Annotated in this window: 21 protein-coding genes; 12 read left to right on the forward strand and 9 right to left on the reverse strand. The window is 68.8% G+C overall.

Going from position 1 to position 21,439, the window contains the following annotated elements:
- The first annotated feature begins 37 nt into the window (after nt 1-37).
- Nucleotides 38-1,264 (forward strand): pyridoxal phosphate-dependent aminotransferase, encoded by a 1,227-nt coding sequence (locus tag CQ045_RS01065; RefSeq protein WP_105720852.1) that lies wholly within the window; start codon nt 38-40, stop codon nt 1,262-1,264.
- Here the strand turns inward: CQ045_RS01065 and CQ045_RS01070 are convergent.
- Together CQ045_RS01070 and CQ045_RS01075 are read right to left on the reverse strand one after the other, a co-directional pair.
- Nucleotides 1,188-2,432 carry a P-loop NTPase gene (locus CQ045_RS01070; protein ID WP_105720853.1) on the reverse strand — a complete coding sequence of 415 codons (1,245 nt, stop codon included), beginning with the start codon at nt 2,430-2,432 and terminating at the stop codon, nt 1,188-1,190. The genes CQ045_RS01065 and CQ045_RS01070 overlap by 77 nt on opposite strands.
- Nucleotides 2,429-3,049, reverse strand: a complete 621-nt coding sequence (locus CQ045_RS01075; RefSeq protein ID WP_105720854.1) for an SAF domain-containing protein — start codon at nt 3,047-3,049, stop codon at nt 2,429-2,431. The genes CQ045_RS01070 and CQ045_RS01075 overlap by 4 nt, the downstream gene beginning before the upstream one ends.
- 97 nt (nt 3,050-3,146) lie before the next feature.
- Here CQ045_RS01075 and CQ045_RS01080 point away from each other — a divergent pair, with 97 nt between their 5' ends.
- A complete protein-coding gene (locus CQ045_RS01080; RefSeq protein WP_105720855.1) occupies nt 3,147-3,425 on the forward strand; it encodes a helix-turn-helix domain-containing protein in 279 nt (92 codons plus the stop codon).
- Here CQ045_RS01080 and CQ045_RS01085 read toward each other — a convergent pair.
- Entirely contained in the window at nt 3,413-4,024 is a 612-nt protein-coding gene (locus CQ045_RS01085; protein ID WP_105720856.1) for a hypothetical protein, read from the reverse strand. The two genes, CQ045_RS01080 and CQ045_RS01085, sit on opposite strands and share 13 nt — an antisense overlap.
- 129 nt (nt 4,025-4,153) lie before the next feature.
- On the opposite strand from CQ045_RS01085, the gene CQ045_RS01090 reads away from it, so the two are divergent.
- The gene (locus CQ045_RS01090; protein ID WP_105720857.1) at nt 4,154-4,540 is read left to right on the forward strand and encodes an Rv3235 family protein; all 387 of its coding nucleotides are present in this window, start codon (nt 4,154-4,156) and stop codon (nt 4,538-4,540) included.
- Between the two features lie 24 nt (nt 4,541-4,564).
- Nucleotides 4,565-6,049, forward strand: coding sequence for a sensor histidine kinase (locus tag CQ045_RS01095; RefSeq protein WP_105720858.1), 1,485 nt, complete (start codon nt 4,565-4,567; stop codon nt 6,047-6,049).
- A gap of 63 nt (nt 6,050-6,112) precedes the next feature.
- On the opposite strand, the gene CQ045_RS01100 is transcribed toward CQ045_RS01095, so the two are convergent.
- Nucleotides 6,113-6,361, reverse strand: coding sequence for a WhiB family transcriptional regulator (locus tag CQ045_RS01100; protein ID WP_017203224.1), 249 nt, complete (start codon nt 6,359-6,361; stop codon nt 6,113-6,115).
- Nucleotides 6,362-6,591: 230 nt separating this feature from the next.
- On the opposite strand from CQ045_RS01100, the gene CQ045_RS01105 reads away from it, so the two are divergent.
- Nucleotides 6,592-6,978: a hypothetical protein gene (locus CQ045_RS01105; protein WP_105720859.1), complete on the forward strand. Its 387-nt coding sequence runs from the start codon at nt 6,592-6,594 to the stop codon at nt 6,976-6,978.
- 43 nt (nt 6,979-7,021) lie between these two features.
- Here the strand turns inward: CQ045_RS01105 and bcp are convergent, their stop codons facing one another.
- From bcp to aroA, 3 genes are read right to left on the reverse strand one after another with little or no spacing between them, the layout of a single operon-like run.
- Nucleotides 7,022-7,495: a thioredoxin-dependent thiol peroxidase gene (bcp, locus tag CQ045_RS01110; RefSeq protein ID WP_105720860.1), complete on the reverse strand. Its 474-nt coding sequence runs from the start codon at nt 7,493-7,495 to the stop codon at nt 7,022-7,024.
- A 9-nt stretch (nt 7,496-7,504) separates the two neighbouring features.
- Entirely contained in the window at nt 7,505-8,575 is a 1,071-nt protein-coding gene (gene rsgA, locus CQ045_RS01115) for a ribosome small subunit-dependent GTPase A (protein ID WP_105720861.1), read from the reverse strand.
- A gap of 3 nt (nt 8,576-8,578) precedes the next feature.
- Nucleotides 8,579-9,895 (reverse strand): 3-phosphoshikimate 1-carboxyvinyltransferase, encoded by a 1,317-nt coding sequence (gene aroA / locus CQ045_RS01120; protein WP_105720862.1) that lies wholly within the window; start codon nt 9,893-9,895, stop codon nt 8,579-8,581.
- A gap of 70 nt (nt 9,896-9,965) precedes the next feature.
- Between aroA and CQ045_RS01125 the strand changes: the two genes are divergently transcribed.
- The 4 genes from CQ045_RS01125 to CQ045_RS18715 are packed head-to-tail and all read left to right on the forward strand — an operon-like array spanning nt 9,966 to nt 12,397.
- The gene (locus CQ045_RS01125; protein ID WP_105720863.1) at nt 9,966-10,628 is read left to right on the forward strand and encodes a sigma-70 family RNA polymerase sigma factor; all 663 of its coding nucleotides are present in this window, start codon (nt 9,966-9,968) and stop codon (nt 10,626-10,628) included.
- Complete coding sequence (locus CQ045_RS01130; RefSeq protein ID WP_105720864.1) at nt 10,625-10,870, forward strand: zf-HC2 domain-containing protein; 246 nt, start codon at nt 10,625-10,627, stop codon at nt 10,868-10,870. Before CQ045_RS01125 ends, CQ045_RS01130 begins: the two co-directional genes overlap by 4 nt.
- 33 nt (nt 10,871-10,903) lie before the next feature.
- Nucleotides 10,904-12,208: a GNAT family N-acetyltransferase gene (locus tag CQ045_RS01135; protein ID WP_105720865.1), complete on the forward strand. Its 1,305-nt coding sequence runs from the start codon at nt 10,904-10,906 to the stop codon at nt 12,206-12,208.
- A gap of 21 nt (nt 12,209-12,229) precedes the next feature.
- Nucleotides 12,230-12,397, forward strand: coding sequence for a hypothetical protein (locus tag CQ045_RS18715; RefSeq protein ID WP_181156397.1), 168 nt, complete (start codon nt 12,230-12,232; stop codon nt 12,395-12,397).
- A 77-nt stretch (nt 12,398-12,474) separates the two neighbouring features.
- Here CQ045_RS18715 and CQ045_RS01140 read toward each other — a convergent pair whose 3' ends face one another.
- Nucleotides 12,475-16,164 (reverse strand): multifunctional oxoglutarate decarboxylase/oxoglutarate dehydrogenase thiamine pyrophosphate-binding subunit/dihydrolipoyllysine-residue succinyltransferase subunit, encoded by a 3,690-nt coding sequence (locus CQ045_RS01140; protein WP_105720866.1) that lies wholly within the window; start codon nt 16,162-16,164, stop codon nt 12,475-12,477.
- A 160-nt stretch (nt 16,165-16,324) separates the two neighbouring features.
- Here CQ045_RS01140 and CQ045_RS01145 point away from each other — a divergent pair, with 160 nt between their 5' ends.
- The 3 genes from CQ045_RS01145 (at nt 16,325) to CQ045_RS01155 (ending at nt 20,266) form a co-directional block, all read left to right on the forward strand.
- Complete coding sequence (locus tag CQ045_RS01145) at nt 16,325-17,779, forward strand: GuaB1 family IMP dehydrogenase-related protein (RefSeq protein WP_105720867.1); 1,455 nt, start codon at nt 16,325-16,327, stop codon at nt 17,777-17,779.
- Between the two features lie 112 nt (nt 17,780-17,891).
- A complete protein-coding gene (locus CQ045_RS01150; RefSeq protein WP_105720868.1) occupies nt 17,892-19,208 on the forward strand; it encodes a hemolysin family protein in 1,317 nt (438 codons plus the stop codon).
- Nucleotides 19,205-20,266, forward strand: coding sequence for a hemolysin family protein (locus tag CQ045_RS01155; protein ID WP_105720869.1), 1,062 nt, complete (start codon nt 19,205-19,207; stop codon nt 20,264-20,266). Before CQ045_RS01150 ends, CQ045_RS01155 begins: the two co-directional genes overlap by 4 nt.
- An 84-nt stretch (nt 20,267-20,350) precedes the next feature.
- Here the strand turns inward: CQ045_RS01155 and CQ045_RS01160 are convergent, their stop codons facing one another.
- Nucleotides 20,351-21,418, reverse strand: coding sequence for an NADH:flavin oxidoreductase/NADH oxidase (locus CQ045_RS01160; protein ID WP_105720870.1), 1,068 nt, complete (start codon nt 21,416-21,418; stop codon nt 20,351-20,353).
- Nucleotides 21,419-21,439: the final 21 nt, after the last annotated feature.

Raw genomic sequence — 21,439 nt, forward strand, 5'->3', positions numbered from 1 at the left:
TGGATTGGCCCTCCTTTCGTCGCTGTAGGCTTGGCCGATGACCGCAAAGCGCAACTTCGACCAGTCGTCGAAGCTCAAGAACGTCCTGTACGAGATCCGCGGAAACGCCCTCGTCGAGGCGGCGCGTTTGGAGGCGGAGGGTCACAAGATCCTCAAGCTGAACACCGGGAACCCGGCGATCTTCGGTTTCGATGCCCCCCACCAGATCGTTCACGACATGCTGGCGGCGCTGCCGACGGCACACGGATACAGCGACAGCAAGGGCATCATCTCCGCCCGACGCGCCGTCGTTAGTCGCTATGAGCAGATCGAGGGCTTCCCGCGATTCGATCCCGACGACGTCTATCTCGGAAACGGGGTCTCCGAGCTCATCACGATGACGATGCAGGCTCTTCTGGATGAGGGCGATGAAGTGCTCATCCCCGCACCGGACTACCCGCTGTGGACGGCGATGACCAGTCTCGCCGGCGGCACTCCCGTGCACTACGTGTGCGACGAGGACGACCAGTGGCAGCCCGATCTGGAGGATATCCGCTCGAAGATCACCCCGCGGACCAAAGCCCTCGTCATCATCAACCCGAACAACCCCACCGGCGTGGTCTACTCGCGCGAGATCCTCGAGGGGCTGGTGCAGATCGCCAGGGAGCATCAGCTGCTGCTGCTCTCGGATGAGATCTACGACCGCATCCTGTTCGACGGCGCGGTGCACATCCCCACGGCGACGCTCGCCCCCGATCTGCTGTGCCTGACCTTCAACGGATTGTCCAAGACCTATCGCGTCGCCGGATACCGATCAGGCTGGATGCTCATCACCGGGCCGCAGGATCATGCCAAGGGCTTCCTCGAGGGGATCACGCTCCTTGCCTCGACTCGGCTGTGCCCGAACGTCCCCGCCCAGCACGCGGTGCAGGCGGCGCTCTCCGGGGTGCAGTCGATCGACGCCCTGATCGCTCCGACCGGGCGTCTGCACGAGCAGCGGGACATCGCCTGGGAAGGTCTCGAATCGATCCCCGGAGTGTCCTGCGTCAAGCCCCAGGGCGCGTTGTACGCGTTCCCTCGGCTCGACCCGAACGTGCATGAGATCCGGGATGACGCTCGCCTCGTCTACGACCTCCTGGTCTCGGAGCACATCCTCCTGGTGCAGGGCACGGGGTTCAACTGGGCGACGCCGGATCACCTCCGACTGGTCACCCTTCCCGAGCCCCGAGTGCTGAGCGAAGCCGTCGAAAGACTGGGGAACTTCCTCGCGAGCTACCGGCAGTGACGTCCTCGTCCTCGGCAGGGGACAGTGTGGTGGCGAGTCTCCGCACAGCCGCGACGAACGCCGACCGCGGTGCGACGTCGGTGATCGGTCGAGCATGGAGCAGGGCCGCATCCGCGGCGCGCTGATCGAAAGGGAGGAACGTGACGTCGGTGATGCCCGCGAACCTCTCGAGTGTGCGACGGACCTGACCGCGGGCATCGATGCCGAGCGGACCGGGTCTGACCTGGTTGACGACCACGACGACGGGCGTGGGCGATGTCAGTCGCCGCAGCTCCGCGTGATCACGGAGGAACCTGCTGATGCCCAACGGGTCGGCGGAGGCGAGCGCGACGATCACGTCTGCCTCACTCAAGGTCGTCGACGTCGCGGCGTGCCGGCGAGGGCCCGTCAGATCGTACGTGACCTCGTCGTCCGCATCGAAGGCTCCGGCCACATCGACGACGGTCTCCTCGACCCACTCTCGGCAGGCGCCCAGCGTTGCCCGCAGCCGTGACGATGCCAGCTCGGGCCAACGGTTCGGCCGGTTGATTCCCGGCAGAACCTCGATGTCGACGCCGCCGGCACTCACGCTCGCCGCGAGCCTGGTCAGCTCCGCCGCGTCCAGTGCACCGCGCTCCGCACGGCGACAGGCGGCGGCGACCCCCGGAGCGTCGTCGCTCAGTCCGAGAAGCAGGGCGAGCGACGGGGCGACGGTGTCGGCGTCGACCAGACCGGTGCGCCGTCCGGTTCGGGCCAATTCCACGGCGAGTTGGATCGCGACCGTGGATCGTCCGGGAGCGCCATGGGAGCCCCAGACAGCGATCACGCGATGCGGGGCGCGGATCTGCGGGCGGGCGCCGGCGTCGTCCTCGATGCTCAACGCCGCTGCTATCTCCCACCCGGCTGCGTCGGGCCGTAGGGAACCGGACAGGCCGAGGCGACCGAGCAGGCGACTGTCCGCGCCGCCGAGAGCGAGAATCCGCACCCCGGCGCGATCACACGTCGAGATCAGCTCGCTCGTCAGGATCGACCGCGTGGCCGGGACGATGATCGCCTCGGTGCCTGCGGGCATCTCGACGGCGGAGGTGTTCGGGGGAAGGGTGGCGAGGACGTGGATGCCTTCGAGCTCGAGTTCGGCTGTCAGCTCGTTCGCGCGGGGTTGCGGGATCGCGACGACGACCGCGGTCACGAGCCGGCCCCGACCGGCACCACCGACAGCGCGGAACCCCCCGTCAACGCGGCGAGGACATCCGCCACATCGGCCCGATCGATCACGATCTCGAGCCTGGTTCCGGTGTCGGCGAGCATGCCGTCCGCTTCGAGCACGTCATGGACGATCACATCCGTGACGAGGATGCGCGGCGCGTCGTAGGCGCGCCCGTCGTCGATCGCCGGCGCCTGCCAGAGCTCGACGACCGTGCCGGTCTGCACGCCCTCCGGGATACCCGTGCTGCTCTCGATGACGATCGTCGTGGTTCGGCTCCGCTCCGCATCGGTCAGAGCGGAGAGCGGCACGATCTCGCCTTCGGGGAGGGTGCGTGCCGCGATCCGACCGGACTCGACGTCACCCGGGCCGAGGTAGTCGTCGGCCAATGCGCCCAGACCCACCTCCACCACCTCGAAGTCACCGGAGGCCAGCGCCTCTCCCTGCGTGATCGTCCGGTTGGCCCGGAGGACCGGTTCCGCATGGTCGGACGCGGCGACGATGAGCCAGACCCCGGTGATGGAGAGTGCGACCAGGATGATGCCGACGAGAAAACGGACGTCACCCCAGAAGGCGCGCCGAGGGCGAGAGAGGGAAGCCATGGCGCAATGGTCACAGAAATCCTCCCGCTGCCGCGCGAGTTATCCACAGCCCGTGGCCGTCCCGCGACCGAGCGGACGGGTGGGGGAGAATGGGGACATGGCCGCCTCTTCCGCACGCTCGCTGCGATTTCTCGCGCCTGCGCAGGTGGCCGAACTGCTGAGTATCGGTGTGGACGAGGTGATCGCACTCGTCCACGAGGGACGACTCCGTGGTGCGCAACTGGGCTCACCACCGCGGTGGCGCGTGGAGGAGTCCAGCCTGGAGGACTATCTGGCCGAGGAGTCCGAGAACTCCCGTCGGATGGCGCTGTGGAGACAATCGCAGACGGCGAGCTTCCCCGAGGTCTGGGGGACTTCCTCGGCTCACCGCAGTTGATCGCCGGGAGCCCGCACCGCGATCAGCGATGAGAACGGGATGATGCGGAATCCGTTCACCGCGCCTTCGAAGCGCGCCTGTCCCGGATCGTGGGCGGCGAGGTCGAGGTGGTCAGCCGCCGCGCGATCGATCGTGCCGTGGAGGTCGTCGCCCTGGCGGGTGCTGACGTGGACCGGCACGCGACGCCGAGCGAGGCCTCGCAGTACGAAACCGAACGTCATCCGCTCGCGAAGCGCGGGTCCGGACTGAGCGGGACCCTCGAGGCTCGCCAGGAGAGTGCCGTGATCTGTCGCGACGCCGGCGATCGCGTGGAGCGGGATGAGCAGGGACGCGGATACCACGTGCACGCTTCCGGTGCCGCGCGAGGCGACGGCGATCCAATCCGCTCCGAGCGTCTGGAGCGTGACCGGGAGCCGTCGACCGTTCATGAGGTCGACCGTCGCGTCGGCATTCGCGCTGCAGAGCACTCGCAACCGGGCACGCAGGTCCAATCCCGCGATGCGCAGCCGCTCCGATTCGGCGTCGAGCATCGCGCGCTCCGCCTCCCACCCCGAAGCCAGTTGGCCTTCGAGGTCTTCGAACAGACGGTCCCAGTGCATCCGTCAGAGCGTAGGCGACCTCCGCGCGGGACGTACGAGTTATCCACATTCTTCCTCCGTCGTCGCTCGCAGGCGGGAGACGCGGTGCTGTACTGACGACTCGCAGACCTCCCCGACCGAGAGTTCGACATGACGCCGCACGAGTACTTCGCACCCCAGCCGACACCGACCATCGAACTGCCGGACCCCGCTCCGCTGCTGCGCAGTCTCACTCACGGCGTGCTCGAAGCGCTCGCCGGGGTAAGGGAGGTCGATCAGCTCGCCCGGTGGTTCAGCGAGGACGCATTCCGGAGCCTGGTCACCCGGGTGAACCTGTCGGCGAGAGCACGCAGCGCGCGCGGCGTCGCTCCGGCGCGCCCGACGTTCGAGATCCGGGCGCTGCGGGTGGCTGAGCCACTCGACGGGGTGATCGAGGCCGTCGTCGTCGTGGCCGGCCCTGGGCGCACCCGTGCCGTGGCCGTCAGGCTGGAGGGGATCGATCGTCGCTGGCGCGCGACCTCCCTGGCGATTCTCTGAGGAATCTGACCGTAGGCTGGTCAGGTGTCAACCCTCAGTGATCTCGCCCAAGCCCAGGGCCGCCTGACCGACAGCGATGTCGAATGGCTCCACCGTCTCGCCGGCGACGGACAGCTCCTGGCCGACCTCGCGTCCGCCGACATCGTGATCTGGATCCAGACGGATGATGGCTCGTTCATCGCGGTGGCCCATGCTCGGCCGAGTGGCGCCGCGACCCTGTTCTATCGCGACATCGTCGGCGAACGGGTTCGCCCGCAGTGGCGCACGCAGGTGCAGGGCGCCTTCGAATCGGCGGAGATCGTCGACTCCTCATCGCCCGACTGGTTCGAGGAGACCCCGACGCGGGTGCGCGCCGTGCCGATCGTGAGTCAGCGGCGGGGGGCCGAGGCTCCGGCCACCGTCATCGGAGTCGTCACCCGACACACAAATCTGGGCGAGGTGCGCACGCCGTCACGCCAGCAGATCACCTTCGACGAGTGCGCCAACGACCTGTTCCGGATGATCGCCGACGGCAGCTTCCCGGATCTCACGGCGCCGACCTCGCCGCGACGCGGAGCCCCGCGGGCCTCGGACGGTCTGATCCGCATCGACGTCGACGGGATCACCACGTTCGCCAGCCCCAACGCTCTCTCGGCCTTCAACCGGATGGGATTCGATGACGAGCTCGAGGGGGAGTCCCTCGCCGAGGTCACGACTCGGCTCGTCCCGCCGTCCCGGCAGGTCGACGAGTCCCTCCCCGTCGTCGTCACCGGACGCGCGCCGTGGCGCACCGACATCGAGGCGCGAGGCGTCACGGTGTCGTTGCGTGCGATCCCGCTGAAGGACCACGGGACGCGCATCGGCGCGATCGTTCTCTGCCGCGACGTGTCGGAGCTGCGCCATCAGGAGCAGGAGCTCATCACCAAGGATGCGACGATCCGTGAGATCCATCACCGGGTGAAGAACAACCTGCAGACCGTGGCTTCGCTTCTGCGGATCCAGGCTCGACGCACCCATTCCGACGAAGCCAGGGACGCGCTCACGCAGGCCATGCGGCGGGTGGACGCGATCGCCGTGGTGCACGACACCCTGGCACAGGGTCTCACGCAGAAGGTCGATTTCGACGAGGTCTTCCACCGCGTGCTCAAGCTCGTCGCAGAGGTCGCCTCCGCCCCGAACACGCGGGCGCGCACGCAGTCGACGGGACGTTTCGGAGTGCTTCCGAGCGAGTACGCGACACCCCTCGCGCTCGCCCTCACGGAGGTCGTGACCAACGCCGTCGAGCATGGGCTGGCCGGGCAGGAGGGCGTCGTCACGATCGACGCCAAGCGCACGGAGGAGAATCTGCGCGTGACGGTGCGCGATACCGGACTCGGCCTGCCGGAAGGGCGGATCGGTCAGGGACTCGGCACCCAGATCATCCGCACGCTCATCCAGGGTGAGCTCGGCGGCACGATCGAATGGCACGGGAGCGACGGCGAGGGCACCGAGGTGGTCATCGACATTCCGCTGCGCTGGCTCGATCGGTGAGCGATCCCGCCCCCGAGCAGACGGAAGCGGCCTGAGAGTCGTTCTCAGGCCGCTTCCGGAAGTTCAGGAGGCGCGACGCGCGCGAGCGGCGCGACGCTTCAGGGCGCGGCGCTCATCCTCGGAGAGGCCGCCCCAGACGCCGGAGTCCTGACTGGTCTCGAGCGCGTACTGCAGGCAGATCTCGGTGACCGTGCACGTGGCGCAGACAGTCTTCGCCTTCTCGATCTGATCGACGGCCGGGCCGGTGTTCCCCACGGGGAAGAACAGCTCGGGGTCGACAGTCAGGCAGGCGGCCTTATCGCGCCAGTCCATGGGGGCTCCTCGGTGTGGATTTCAAGAGATGCCGCGAAGCGACCTCTCGGATTCGGGTAGCTGTTCGGGTTCGGCTACCCTTTTGAGATGCGGACGGATGCCCGCGAATTGTGATGCGAGTGTGAAAGCTCGCCCCACGCCGCTGTGGGAGCACATGACTTTCTCTATTCTGTTACATGAATACCCCGAAATCAAGGGTTTTCTTCACGCATCGAACCCCGGGAGACACCGTGCGCGCACCTCGACTGGCCTCGGCCGCAGCAGCGGTGCTCGCGCTGGAGGGGATCGCGCTCGTCGTCTTCGCGATCATCGAGCTGACGGGCCTCGGCGCGGGTGATGCCGCTTCCCTGCCGACGGCGCTGGCGCTCATCGTGCTCACGCTGATCGGGGCGGCCGCGCTCTTCGCCTTCGCCGTCGGCGCCCGCGCCGGGCGCTCCTGGGCTCGTTCCGGGGGAGTGGTGTTCCAGGTACTGGCCGTGGCCCTCGCGCTCGCGTCGCTCACGCTGCAGCCCGTCTCCTGGGCCTTCACCCTCGGCGTCGGTCTCCCCGGGCTCGTCGGGTTCGCTCTGCTGATCTCGAGCGCACGACGTGAAGGCGAGCGCCGCGAAGCGGACTGATCCACTGCGGTCGCGCGTGGTTCCGCGAATGCGGAAGGGAGGCTCAGGCGTCGATGCCGAGCTGCTTGCGCAGCCGCGCGACGTGCCCGGTGGCCTTCACGTTGTACTGAGCGAGAGCGATCTCTCCGTCTTCGTCGACGACGAACGTGGAGCGGATGACTCCTTCGACGACCTTGCCGTAGTTCATCTTCTCGCCCCATGCTCCGTAGGCGGAGTGGACCGCGTGGTCGGGGTCGCTGAGGAGCGGGAAGGTGAGCGCATCGCGCTCGCGGAACTTCGCGAGGGTTGCCGGCTCATCGCGCGAGATGCCGATGACCCGATAGCCCGCGCCCTGGAGGGACGAGATGCTGTCGCGGAAGTCGCACGCCTCGGTCGTGCACCCGGGGGTCATCGCAGCCGGGTAGAAGTAGAGCACGGTTTTCTGGCCGCGCAGATCCGCGAGTCGGACGGTCTTCCCGTCCTGGTCGAGGAGGGAGAAGTCGGGGGCTGCGGTTCCGGGTTCCAGGCGCTGAGTCACCCGTCCAGCCTATCGGCCGGGGGCCTGCTCCGCCTTGTCGGCGAAGGTCTGGAGCAGCCGCTGCAGCGAGTCCAGTCGCGCCCGGCCGGTCTCCCCGAGCTCGCCCCGCTCGGCAGCCTCGATGAGGGCGCAGTCGGGGGCGTCGGCCAGATGAGTGCAGCCCCGCGGGCAGTTCTTCGCGATCACGGCGAGTTCCGTGAACGCCGCGAGGATATTGGCCGGATCGACGTGTCCGAGTCCGAAGGAGCGCACGCCGGGGGTGTCGATGACCCACCCCGTTCCGCGGTCGCCTTCGTACCGCAGCGAGACGGTCGACGAAGAGGTGTGCCGCCCGCGTCCGGTGACCTGGTTCACGTGTCCGGTGGCCCGCAGAGCCGAGGGCACGAGGGCGTTGACGAGCGTCGACTTGCCCACTCCGGAGTGTCCGACGAAGACCGTGGAGTGTCCGACGAGCGCGTCGCCGATCTCATCGAGGGGCATCTCGTCCTGTGCGCTGGTGAAGACGCGCAGGTCGAGGCCGTCGAAGTGGGTGAGGAACTCGGTCGGATCGGCGATGTCGGTCTTCGTCACGACGAGCAGCGGCCGGATGCCCGCATCGAGTGCTGCGACGAGGTAGCGGTCGACGAGGCGGGCGCGCGGCTCGGGGTCGGCGGCCGCGACGACGACGAGCATCTGATCGGCGTTCGCGACGATCACCCGCTCCACCTGGTCGGTGTCGTCGGCGCTGCGGCGCAGGAGGGAGGTGCGCTCCACGATGCCGACGATCCGCGCCAGCGTGCCCTCGTCTCCGGACGTGTCGCCGACCACGCGTGCCTGATCACCGGTCACGATCGGCATTCGCCGAAGCTCCCGGGCTCGGGTCGTGGTGATCATGCGCTCGTCGTCGGTGTCTTCGCCGAGGAGCACCGAATAGCGACCGCGGTCGACGCCGAGCACCCGACCCACCTGGGCGTCCTCATGCGCAGGGCGCCGCTTCGTCCGGGGACGGTTCGCCTTGGGATTGGGGCGCGTCCGGATGCTGCTCTCGTCAAAATCCTCGAAGTCGTCTTCGAGGTCGTCCGCGTCGTCGAGCCAGCTCATCCGTCAGCCCTGCAGCATCCGCTCCCAGAGCGTCGTGAACTCCGGGAGCGTCTTCGCGGTCGTGCCGATGTCGTCGATCTCGACGCCGGGAACCCGCAGGCCGATGAGAGCGCCCGTCGTGGCCATCCGGTGATCGTGGTGCGCTTTCCAGACGCCGCCGTGCAGAGTGCGCGGGATGATGCGGAGTCCGTCCGGCAGCTCCTCGGCCTCGCCGCCGAGCTCGCGAAGGTTCCCGATCAGCGCGGCGATCCGGTCGGTCTCGTGCAGGCGGATGTGTCCGATGCCGCGGATCGTCGTCGGAGACTCCGCGAATGCGGCCAGACCGACCAGGGTCGGGGTGAGCTCGCTCGCGGCGGAGAGATCGAGGTCGAGGCCGCGGATGCCGGAGCCTGCGCGCACCGTGAGGGTGCCGCCGTGGCGGCCGACGTGCGCCCCCGTGGCCTGGAGGATGTCCGGCAGCAGGGCGCCGGGCTGGGTGGAGTGCGCGGGCCATCCGGTGACCGACACCGACCCGCCGGTGACGAGTGCCGCCGCGAGGAACGGTGCGGCGTTGGAGAGATCCGGTTCGATCGCGATCTCCTTCGCACGGGGGACACCGGCTTCGACGAGCCACTCGCCGACAGCGGGGCGCTCGATGCGGATGCCGCGCCGGCTCAGGGCCTCGATGGTCATGTCGATGTGCGGAAGGCTCGGCAGGTGCTCGCCCGTGTGGACGAGGTGCAGCCCGACGTCGAATCGGGGGGCCGCGAGCAGGAGTCCGGAGACGAACTGGCTCGACGCCGATGCGTCGATCTCGACGCGTCCACCGCGGATGCGGCCGTGACCGCGGATCGTGAACGGGAGCGCCCAGGTGCCTTCGTCGTCGATGTCGACACCGAGATCCCGGAGTGCGCTGATCAGCCCGCCCATCGGTCGGTGCAGGGCCGTCTCGTGCGCGGTGAGGTGCACGTCGTGCTCGGCGAGGCCGGCGAGGGGAGCGATGAAGCGCATCACGGTGCCGGCCTGGCCGCAGTCCACCGTCATGCCGCCCTTGAGCTTGGACGGGGTGACGACGAGGTCTGGGCCGAACTCGTTGCCGGCGTCCACCTCCTCGATGCCGACGCCCAGCGCGCGCAGGGCGTCGACCATCCGCGCGGAGTCGTCGGAGTGCAGCGGGGCGATCAATCGTCCGGGGCCGTCGGCGATCGCCGCGATGATCAGCTCGCGGTTGGTCAGCGACTTCGAACCCGGGATCGTCAGCTCGGCGTGCACGGGCGCGCCGATCGTGGGCGCAGGATAGGCGCCCTGCACACGGGAGGGGGAATACCTGTTGGCGCTCATCGGTTCTCACCTTAGTAAACGCAGGGACTTTCGTCGTGAAAGACGGGGCACCCGATACGAAGGAGAGAGAATGCCGGCGACGTTGGAGCGCGAGGTGATCGACATCCGCGGCCTAGACTGGCCCGTGATGGATGACACCGCAACCGCAGACACCGTCGGCGACCCTCGGCGCGAGTTCGAGGAGCAGGCGATCCCCTTCATGGATCAGCTCTACGCCGCCGCGATGCGCATGACGCGCAACCCGGCCGACGCCGCCGACCTCGTGCAGGAGACCTTCGTCAAGGCCTACGGCTCGTGGGCCACGTTCTCGCAGGGGACGAACCTCAAGGCGTGGTTGTACCGCATCCTCACGAACACGTACATCAACATCTATCGCAAGCGGCAGCGCGAGCCGTTCCAGGGCACGATCGACGAGCTCGAGGACTGGCAGCTCGGCGGGGCCGAGTCGACGACCGCATCGCACAGCCGCTCGGCGGAGGCGGAGGCGATCGACCGCATGCCGGCGTCGGTCGTGAAGGACGCGCTCCAGGCCGTGCCCGAGGACTTCCGCCTCGCGGTGTACCTCGCCGACGTCGAGGGCTTCGCGTACCAGGAGATCGCCGACATCATGAAGACGCCCATCGGCACCGTGATGAGCCGCCTGCACCGTGGCAGGCGGATGCTTCGGGAGCTGTTGGCCGACTACGCCGCCGAGCGGGGCATCGCCGCGGCTGAGACGAGGAGCAAGAAATGAGCGACTGCGGCTGCGACAAAGCCCGTCAGGATCTGGAAGAGTACCTCCGCAACGAGGTGTGCAACACCGAGCACACCGAGATCCGCGAGCATCTCGAGAACTGCCCGTCCTGCCGGGACGAGGCTCTCGTCGCCACCACTCTCACCGAAGTGATCGCCCGCGCCTGCAAGGAGACCGCTCCGGAGGAGCTGCGCGACCAGGTGTTCGCGCGTCTTCGCGCGGTCCAGGCGGCCCAGCACTGAGCGTCCGTCGGAGGCCGTCGGTAGTGTGGAGCGATGAGCTTCATCGATGCGCGCGACGTCCCCGCCGACACCACCTCGACTGAACGACTGGCCTCCGCCGGCCTCGAATACCGCGTCGTCGATCTGAGCGACGATGCGAGTGCGAGTTCGTTCGCGCGTGCCGTCGACCGGGGGTTCCTCGGGGCCGACCCGAATGATGACACGCTCGCCCAGGTACGCAAGACCTTCGCCGCCCGCCGCAACATCGGCGTGTACGAGCAGAACGCGCCGGCAGCGACCCTGCCCGTGGCCACCACCAACGGCTGGGTGACCCCGCTGACTCTTCCGGGCGGTGGCGAGATCGCGATGTGGGCGATCAGCGTCGTCACGGTTTCGGCGACGCACCGGCGCCGTGGTATCGCCAGAGCCCTGCTCGAGGGCGAACTGCGGGCCGCCGCATCCGCCGGCGTGCCCGTGGCGGGGCTGACCGTTTCCGAGGCGACCATCTACGGCCGGTACGGGTTCGGTTCCGCGATCCCGGTCGCGCGGTTGACGGTGGACACGCGACGTGCGGGCTGGGGCGGATCGGCTCCTTCCGGGCGTCTCGAATACGTCGATCGTGATGCACTGGCAGCCGACCTCGGCGCCGTGCACGAGCGGGCCCGCCGCGGGGTCTCCGGGCGGATCCCCGGCTGGCAGGGCCGGTGGGAGGGGTATGCCGGCGTTGCACCCACCCCGGACCGTGATCAGGCCCGTGGAGTGCGCTACCTCGACGACGACGGGGTGCTGCGCGGCGTCATGGCGTACGCGGTCGGCGAAGCCGGTGGGACCTTCCGATTCCGGATGGATGTGCGCCTGCTCGCTGCCGAGACGGCCGAGGCTCGCACTGCGCTGTGGCGCTTCGCGCTGCAGCACGATCTTGTGGACGAGGTGGTGGCCGACCTGCGTCCGGTCGATGACCCGCTGCCTTGGCTGGTGCACGACACCCGTGGCGTGAAGCAGGAGGTGCACGACCATGGGTGGCTGCGCATCCTCGACCTTCCGGCCGCCTTGACGGCGCGACGCTATTCCGCTCCGCTCGACACCGTTCTCCGGGTGGAGGATTCCCTGGGCTTCGCGGATGGGAGCTGGCGGCTGCGTGTCGACGAGTCCGGGGCTGCGACGGTCGAGGAGGCAGAGGGCAGTGACACCATCGACATCACGCTGGATGTCTCCGCCCTCTCGGCGCTGTACGCCGGTGGCGTCCGCGCGACATCGCTGCATGGAGCGGATCGGCTGACGGGTGATCCGGCGGCCGTCGAGGCGCTCGATCGCGCGCTGATCGCCTTCCCGGCGCCGTCGCTCGATATCTGGTACTGAGACCACCCTGCCGCGACTGTCGTGTCGCTCATCGAGCACGTGCACCTGGGCCGTCGCCCGGATCAGGATCAGGGCTTCGGCGCGCTCGTGTTGCACGCGGCCGGAGCGGATGCGGCGGCGCTGGAGCGGGCTCGCGCGGAGCTGAGCTCGGATGTGCGGCTGGTCCCGACGTCGCTGGTCATCGGATAGCCCTCCCGCCCATCCGCGGCGGAGACGGGAACGGGCGCCACGACCGAAGTCGTGGCGCCCGTTGTCCGTGCGGTGGGTCAGCCGAGCGTCACCGCCGCGCGGATCAGCGCAGCCTGCTCTGCGGCGTGGACCTTCGAAGACCCGGTCGCCGGCGACGCTGATGCCGAGCGCGCGATCGGACGGAACGAGCGGTCGCCGGGGACATCGGCGAAGGCGAGGGCCAGGAACGGCCAGGCACCCTGGTTCTCCGGCTCTTCCTGCACCCACACCAGCTCGGCGTTCGGGTAGGAGTCCGTGATGGACTTGAGCGCGTCGATCGGTGTCGGGTAGAGCTGCTCGAGACGGACCAGCGCGACCTCGGGGTTCGGGTTCTTCTCGAGCTCCGCGCGCAGGTCCCAGTGCACCTTGCCGGAGTGCACGAGAACGCGCTTGACGGCGGAGCGGTCGAGACCGCGGTCGTCGTCGATCACCGGCTCGAAGCGACCCTGAGTGAACGCCTCGACCGGGCTCGTCGCGCCGCGCAGACGCAGCATGGCCTTCGGGGTGAAGACGATGAGCGGCTTGCGCGGACGGGCGTACGCCTGCCGACGCAGCAGGTGGAAGTACGACGCCGGGGTCGACGGACGAGCGACGATCATGTTCTCCTGAGCGCACAGCTGCAGGAAGCGCTCGATGCGAGCGGACGAGTGGTCCGGCCCCTGACCTTCATAGCCGTGGGGGAGGAGCAGGGTCACGCTGGACTGCTGTCCCCACTTCTGCTCTGCCGCGGAGATGTACTCGTCGATGACCGACTGGGCGCCGTTGACGAAGTCGCCGAACTGCGCCTCCCAGAGCACGAGCGCTTCGGGCGCCTCCACCGAGTAGCCGTACTCGAAGCCGAGGGCGGCGTACTCGCTGAGCAGCGAGTCATAGACGAAGAATCGTCCCTGGGCGTCGGAGAGGTTCGAGAGCGGGAGCCACTCCTGACCGTTCGCACGGTCGTGCAGGGTCGCGTGCCGCTGCACGAAGGTGCCGCGTCGCGCATCTTGACCGGCGAGGCGCACAGGCGTCCCCTCCACCAGCAGCGAACCGAACGCGAGCAGCTCGCCGAAGCCCCAGTCGATGCCGCCGTTGCGGCTCATGTCGAGGCGCTTCTCGAGCAGCTGCTGGATCTTCGGGTGCACGGTGAAGCCCTCGGGCTTGTTCACGAATGCGTCGCCGATCAGCTGGATGACCTCGTTCGGCACGCCGGTGATCTCGGGCGCACCGACCTGGTCCTCGATCGGTGGGAGGTCGGGAGCGATCGGCATGGCACCGGTCTCGGCTGCATGCGTCTCGGCGAACGCGATCTCCAGGCGGTTCTGGAAGTCGGCCTTCGCCTCGTCGTACTCCTGTTCGGTGATGTCACCGCGGCCGACGAGCGACTCCGTGTACAGGCGGCGGACGGACCGCTTCGCCTGGATCAGGTCGGTCATCAGCGGCTGCGTCATCGAGGGGTCGTCGCCCTCGTTGTGGCCGCGTCGGCGGTAGCAGACGAGGTCGATCACGACGTCGCGATGGAAGCGTTCGCGGTACTCGAATGCGAGCTGTGCGACGTGGATGACGGCCTCGGGGTCGTCGCCGTTCACGTGGAACACCGGCGCCTGGATGGTCTTGGCGACATCGGTCGAGTAGATCGATGTGCGGCCGTCGTTCGGAGTGGTCGTGAAGCCGACCTGGTTGTTGACGACGACGTGGATCGTGCCTCCGGTGCGGTAACCGCGGAGCTGGGACATCTGCAGCGTCTCGACCACGACGCCCTGTCCTGCGAAGGCCGCGTCGCCGTGGACGAGGATGGGGAGCCACTCGAAGGTTCCGATGGGCTTGCGGTCCTGCTTCGCCCGGACGATGCCCTCGAGCACGCCGTCGACGGTCTCGAGGTGGGACGGGTTCGCGGCGAGGTAGACCGGAAGCTCGGACTGGTCGTCGGCGACGAACGTGCCCTCGGTGCCGAGGTGGTACTTCACGTCGCCGGAGCCGCGCTGGTTCCCCGGTGTCTGCGTGCCCTCGAACTCGCGGAAGACCTGACCGTAGGTCTTACCCGCGATGTTGGTGAGCACGTTCAGGCGACCGCGGTGGGCCATGCCGATCGCGGCACCCTCGAGTCCGGCCGTCGCCGCACCCTGCAGGATCTCGTCGAGCAGGGGGATCAGCGACTCGCCGCCCTCGAGCGAGAACCGCTTCTGGCCGACGAACTTGGTCTGCAGGAACGTCTCGAAGGCCTCCGCCTCGTTCAGCTTGCGGAGGACCCGCAGCTGCTCGTCGTGGCCGGGCTTCTGATACTTGACCTCGACCTTCTCCTGGAACCAACGGCGCTGCTCGGGGTCCTGGATGTGCATGTACTCGATGCCGAGCGTGCGGCAGTAGGAGTCGCGCAGGACGCCGAGGATGTCGCGGAGCTTCGCGATGCGGCGACCGCCGAAACCGCCGGTCACGAACTCGCGGTCGAGGTCCCAGAACGTGAGGCCGTGGCTCTCGATCTCGAGGTCGGGGTGCGAGCGCTGGACGTACTCGAGCGGATCGATGTCCGCCATCAGGTGGCCGCGCACGCGGAAGGAGTTGATCAGCTCCTGCACGCGGGACTGCTTGTCGACGCGCTCGGCGAGGTCGACCGCGATGTCGGGGTTCCAGCGGATCGGCGCGTAGGGGATGCGCAGCGCGGCGAAGATGTCGTCGTAGAAGCCGCGCTGGCCGATGAGCAGCTCATGCACCTTCTTGAGGAACTCGCCGGAACCGGCACCCTGGATGACGCGGTGGTCGTACGTGCTGGTGAGCGTGATGGTCTTGCCGATCGCCAGTTCGTTGAGCGTCTTGTCGCTCGCGCCCTGGAACTCGGCGGGGTATTCGAGGGCGCCGGCCCCGATGATGCAGCCCTGGCCCTTCATCAGGCGGGGCACGGAGTGCACGGTGCCGATGCCGCCGGGGTTGGTGAGGGACACCGTGGTGCCCTGGAAGTCGGCGGCGGTGAGCTTGTTGCCGCGGGCGCGGGTGACCAGGTCTTCGTACGCGCTGAGGTACTCGGTGAAGGACAACGTGTCCGCGCGCTTGATGCTGGGCACCATGAGTGCGCGTGTGCCGTCGGGCTTGGGCAGGTCGATCGCGATGCCCAGGTTGACGTGCGCCGGTGCGACCACCGAGGGCTTGCCGTCGACCTCGGCGTAGAACACGTTCTGGCTGCGGAACTCGTCGAGCGTGCGGATCAGCGCCCAGCCGATGAGGTGCGTGAAGCTGATCTTGCCGCCGCGGGTGCGGGCCATGTGGTTGTTGATGACGATGCGGTTGTCGATCATCAGCTTCGCGGGGACCGTGCGAACGCTGGTCGCGGTCGGGACGGTGAGCGACTCGTCCATGTTCGCGGCGAGGGTCTTGGGCAGGCCGCGCAACGGGGTGACCTTGTCCTCCTCGACCGGCTCGACAGCTTCCTTCGGCTCCGCCTTCGCCGCGGGCTTGGGGGCCTGAGCGGGGATCGGAGCGGCTGCGGCGGGCTTGGCCGTCGTACGGGCCACCGGCTGGGAGCCGATCACCGGGATCGGCGCCGTGACCGGATGAGCGGACTGCGCCGCCGGATCGGAGGATGCCGCGGGAGAAGTGGAGTTGCTCGTCTCGGAGTGGTACTTCTCCAGGACCGGCCACCATTCCTTGTCGACGGAATCGCGGTTCACCTTGAACTGCTCGTAGAGCTCTTCAACGAGCCAGGAATTGGCTCCGAACCCCCCGTCGCCGCCGACGCCGGTCACCTGGTTCGACACGCTCGATCGCCCTCTTTCATCGCTGAAGCTCTGTGGTGCGGACGTCGACGCAGGATGCGTCCGGGTCCGCACACTCTCGACCAACAAGCCTAACGTGTTTCGCTGAGGGAATCGTCGAAGCCGAGCGCCCACCGCGTCGCGATCTGAGTACCGTGGAGGCATGGAGTTCTCAGGAGCGCAGCCGTCCGTCGATCTGACCTACTCGGATGTCTTCCTGGTGCCGCGCAGATCCGCGGTCACCAGCCGTCTGCAGGTCGATCTCGCCCCCCAGGACGGCACTCCCGCCACCCTCCCGCTGGTCGCGGCCAACATGAACTCCGTGACCGGTCCGCGCATCGCCGCGGTGCTCGCGCGCCGTGGCGCCCTCGGGGTGCTCCCGCAGGACCTGCCGCTGCAGGATCTGGATGCCGCGATCCGCGCGGTGAAGGCGCAGCCCGTGCTGTGGGACACGCCGCTCGTGCTCCCGCCGGAGGCTTCCGTCGCGGATGCGCTCCGTCTGCTCCCGGCGACGATCGGCCATGGGATCGTCGTCGCGCGCGGTGCGGCTCCGATCGGAGTCGAGCGTATCCTCGGCATCCTGCCGGCGACCCGACTGGCCACCGCGCTCCCCGATGCCCAGCTCGGCGATCTCGTGCACCACGGCACGCCGTCCATCGACGCGGATGACATCGGCTCGGAGCGGCACGCGTTCGACGTCATCACCGATGCGGACGTCGAGATGGTGACGGTCGTGCACCACGGACACCTCGTCGGCACGCTCAGCGCCCGCAGTGCGTTGCGATCGACGCTGTACCGACCCGCGGTCGACGGCGACGGTCGTCTGGCGGTCGCCGCGGCAGTCGGGATCAACGGCGATGTCGCAGCGAAGGCGAAGGCCCTCGCCGGGGCCGGAGTCGACGTGCTGGTCGTCGACACCGCGCACGGGCATCAGGAGGGCATGCTGCGGGCTCTGCGCGCGGTCGCGGCGCTCGATCTCGGCCTGCCGATCGTGGCCGGCAACATCGTCACCGCGGACGGTGTCCACGATCTCGTCGATGCCGGCGCCTCCATCCTCAAGGTCGGCGTCGGTCCCGGGGCGATGTGCACCACCCGGATGATGACCGCCGTCGGCCGTCCGCAGTTCTCGGCGGTGCTCGAGACCGCGCAGGCGGCCGGAGAGGCGGGCGCGCACGTCTGGGCCGACGGCGGCGTACGTTACCCGCGCGACGTCGCGCTCGCGCTCGCGGCGGGAGCGGCCTCCGTGATGGTCGGATCCTGGTTCGCGGGGACGATCGAGGCGCCCGGAGAACTGCAGCGCGACTCCGATGGGCGCCTTTTCAAGGAGTCCTGGGGCATGGCCTCGACCAAGGCGGTCCAGGCGCGGTTCGGGCGCCTCGACGCCTACGAGCGGGCGCGCAAGGAACTCTTCGCCGAGGGCATCTCCTCATCGAAGATCTACCTGGACCCGCTGCGCCCCGGCATCGAGGACCTTCTCGACATGATCACCTCGGGCGTGCGCTCGTCGTTCACGTACGCCGGCGCCTCCTCCGTGCCCGAGTTCCACGATCGCGCCCTCGTCGGCCTCCAGTCGGCCGCGGGATACGAAGAGGGAAAGGCACTGCCGGTCAGCTGGTGATCGCGAGCGCGCACCCAGTCCTCTTCTGTACAATCGTCGGCATAATGGACGACCCTCCCAGTTGTAGAACATCGCCCCACTGTCCGCCTCTCTCATCGGAGAGGAACCGCTGATGGACTACATCATGTTGGGCGTGGGGCTTCTGCTCACGGTCGGCACCGGCCTCTTCGTCGCGAGCGAGTTCGCGCTGGTGAACCTCGATCGCGCCGACCTCGAGGCCCGTCAGGCCCGAGGGGAATCGCGACTCTCGCTCACGATCAGCGCCCTCAAGCACACCTCGACGCATCTGTCGGCGGCCCAGCTCGGCATCACGCTGACGACGCTGCTCACGGGCTACACGATGGAACCGGCGCTGTCGAACCTCCTCCGCCCCACCCTCCACGCGTGGAGCATCCCGGAGGCGGCCGTCGCTCCGATCGCGACGATCGTGGCGATGCTGGTGGCCACGGTCCTCTCCATGATCCTCGGCGAGCTCGTCCCCAAGAACTTCGCGCTCGCCCTGCCGCTGGCCACGGCGAAGCTCGTCATCCCCTTCCAGATCGCGTTCACGACCGTGTTCAAGCCCGCCGTCGTGGTGCTCAACGGCAGCGCCAACGGTGTGCTGCGCAGCATGGGGATCGAGCCGAAGGAAGAGCTCTCCGGTGCCCGCAGTGCGGAGGAGCTGTCGTCGCTCGTCCGTCGCTCCGCCAACGCGGGGCTGCTGGAGGCCGACACCGCCTCCCTGCTCGACCGCACGCTGATGTTCTCGCGACTCACCGCGGCCGATGTGATGACCGCCCGCCCGAGCATGCATGCGATCGCGGCGGGCGACTCCGCCGATGACGTCATCCAGCTCGCGCGACGCACCGGTCACAGCCGCTTCCCCGTGTACGACGACGATCTGGACGACATCATGGGCGTCGTCCACCTGAAAGCCGCGATCTCGGTGCCGCGCGAGCGCCGCGCCGAGGTTCCGGTGGGGGCGTTGGCCACGGAGCCCCTGCGCGTACCGGAGACGGCGCACGTCGACGGGCTGATCGCCGAACTCCGCGCCCGCGGCTACCAGCTCGCCGTCGTCGTCGACGAGTACGGCGGCACCGCCGGCCTCGTGACCTTGGAGGACCTCGTGGAGGAGCTCGTCGGCGAGGTTTCGGACGAGCATGACCGCACGAGGGCCGGCGTGATCCGCAACCGCGAGGGGATCACTTTCCCCGGTGAGCTGCGACCGGACGAGCTCCGCCGTCGTGCGGGCGTCGAGGTGCCGGAGGGTGACGTGTACGACACCGTCGGAGGGTATGTGATGAGCGTGCTCGAGCGGGTCCCCACGGTCGGTGACGAGGTATCGCTCGACAGCGGGACGCTCCAGGTCGTCCGGATGGACGGCCGTCGTGTCGATCGCGTCCGCTATGTCCCGAGTCCGCTCGAGGGCGAAGAGGAGGCCACCCGATGAACGATTGGGGAGGACTCGCCTGGCTCGTCGTGCTCCTGGTCGCGAACGCTTTCTTCGTCGGCGGCGAGTTCGCGGTGATCTCGGCCCGTCGGTCGCAGATCGAGCCGCGCGCCGATCAGGGGTCGCGTGCGGCCAAGACCGCGCTGTACGCGATGGAGCACGCGACTCTCATGCTCGCGACGTCGCAGCTCGGCATCACCATCTGCTCGCTGCTCATCCTGAACGTGTCCGAGCCGGCGATCCACCACCTGCTCGCGGTGCCGCTGCATGCACTGGGCTGGCCGGACGGTGCCGTCGACGCGGTCTCGTTCGCGATCGCGCTGCTCATCGTCTCGTTCCTGCACGTCGTGTTCGGCGAGATGGTGCCGAAGAACCTGGCGTTCTCGGTGCCGGATCGCGCCGTGCTGATCCTGGCCCCGCCCCTCGTGTGGGTGTCGAAGGTGTTCATGCCGGTGATCTGGCTGCTCAACGCGGCGGCGAACGGCGTGCTGCGTCTGTTCCGCGTGGAGCCGAAGAACGAGGCCGCTTCGACGTTCACGCTCGATGAGGTCGCGACCATCGTGAGCCAGTCGCGCCGTGAGGGCGTGCTGATGGACACGGCGGGGACGGTCGCCGCAGCGGTCGAGTTCACCGACAAGAAGGCGCGGGATGTCGCCGTGCCGCTGGGCGACCTGGTGACGCTGCCGCAGTCGACCACACCGGACGACATCGAGAAGGCGGTCGCACGGTACGGCTTCTCGCGCTACGTGATCGTCGACGACGAATCCGTGCCGATCGGGTACGTGCACCTGAAGGACATCCTTCGCGCGTCCGAGGGGCCGGATGCGGAGGCCAAGATGATCGAGCCGCTCCCTGCCAAGCGCATCCACCACATGGTGCCGGTGCAGGAGGACACGGACCTCGAGGACGCCCTCGCGGTCATGCGCCGCGCGGGGCGTCACCTGGCCAAGGTGCGCGATTCCCAGGGGAACACGACCGCAGTGCTCTTCCTGGAGGACATCCTGGAAGAACTGGTCGGCGAGGTGCAGGACGCGACTCGTCGCATCCGCGGCCGTTGAACCACCGCACGCTGCTCCATCCCGAGAAACGAAGGCCGCCGAATCCTCAGGGAGTCGGCGGCCTTCGTCGCGTGGATCGTGCGCTCAGCGCCAGCGCGCGCGTTCGTACTGGGGCGGCCAGGCGATCTCGGTGCCGAGCTCGTGCGCGGCACGGAGCGCGAAGTGCGGGTCGCGCAGCCACTCGCGCCCGGCGAAGATCGCGTCGGCCGCGCCGTCGACGAGCACCTGCTCGGCCTGCGCGGCTGCGGTGATCAGCCCGACCGCCGAGACCGGGATGCGTCCGCCCTGGCGCACGGTCTCGGCGAGGGGGACCTGGTAGCCGGGGAACACGCTGATCTGCTGATGCGCGACCAGGCCGCCGCTGGAGACGTCGATCAGGTCGGCGCCGTGCTGCGACGCCCACTCGCCGACGACGGCCGCCTCCTCGGGCGTGAACCCGCCGTCCGCGTGGTCGGTGGCGGAGATGCGGACGAACACCGGTACCTCGTCGCCGGCGACCCCGCGGACGGAGTCCAGGACGCGCAGCAGCAGCCGGGCGCGGTTCTCCAGGGAGCCGCCGTACTCGTCGTCTCGCAGGTTCGACAGCGGGGAGAGGAACTGGTGCAGGAGATAGCCATGCGCGCCGTGGAGTTCGAGGACGTCGAAGCCGGCATCGAGCGCCCGCCGTGCAGACGCGGCGAAGGCCTCGACCACGCGGTCGATCCCTGCGAGGTCGAGGGCGACCGGCTCGTCGAAGCCGTCGAAGGCGATCGCCGACGGGGCCGTCGTCGTCCAGCCCCCGTCGGCCGACGGCACCGAGCCCCGCGCCGGAGCCCAGGGCCACCACGTCGACGCCTTGCGTCCTGCGTGGGCGAGCTGGATGCCGGCGTGCGCCCCTCGGTCGTGGATCGCCTGCACGACGGGCGCGAGGGCATCGCGTTGCTCATCGTTCCAGAGCCCGACGTCGCGCGGAGAGATCCGCCCCTCCGGGACCACTGCTGTCGCCTCCGCGATAACGAGGCCCGCGCCTCCGGAGGCGAACTGCGCGAGGTGGGCGTGGTGCCACTCCTGCACGACGCCGTCGACGGCGCTGTACATGCACATCGGCGACACCCACAGACGGTTGCGGACGGTGACGGAACGGATGCGGAGAGGGGAGAAGAGAAGACTCACCGTTCGACGCTACCTCTGCGC

It is taken from the genome of Microbacterium sp. MYb66 (assembly GCF_002979435.1).
Classification (GTDB): domain Bacteria; phylum Actinomycetota; class Actinomycetes; order Actinomycetales; family Microbacteriaceae; genus Microbacterium.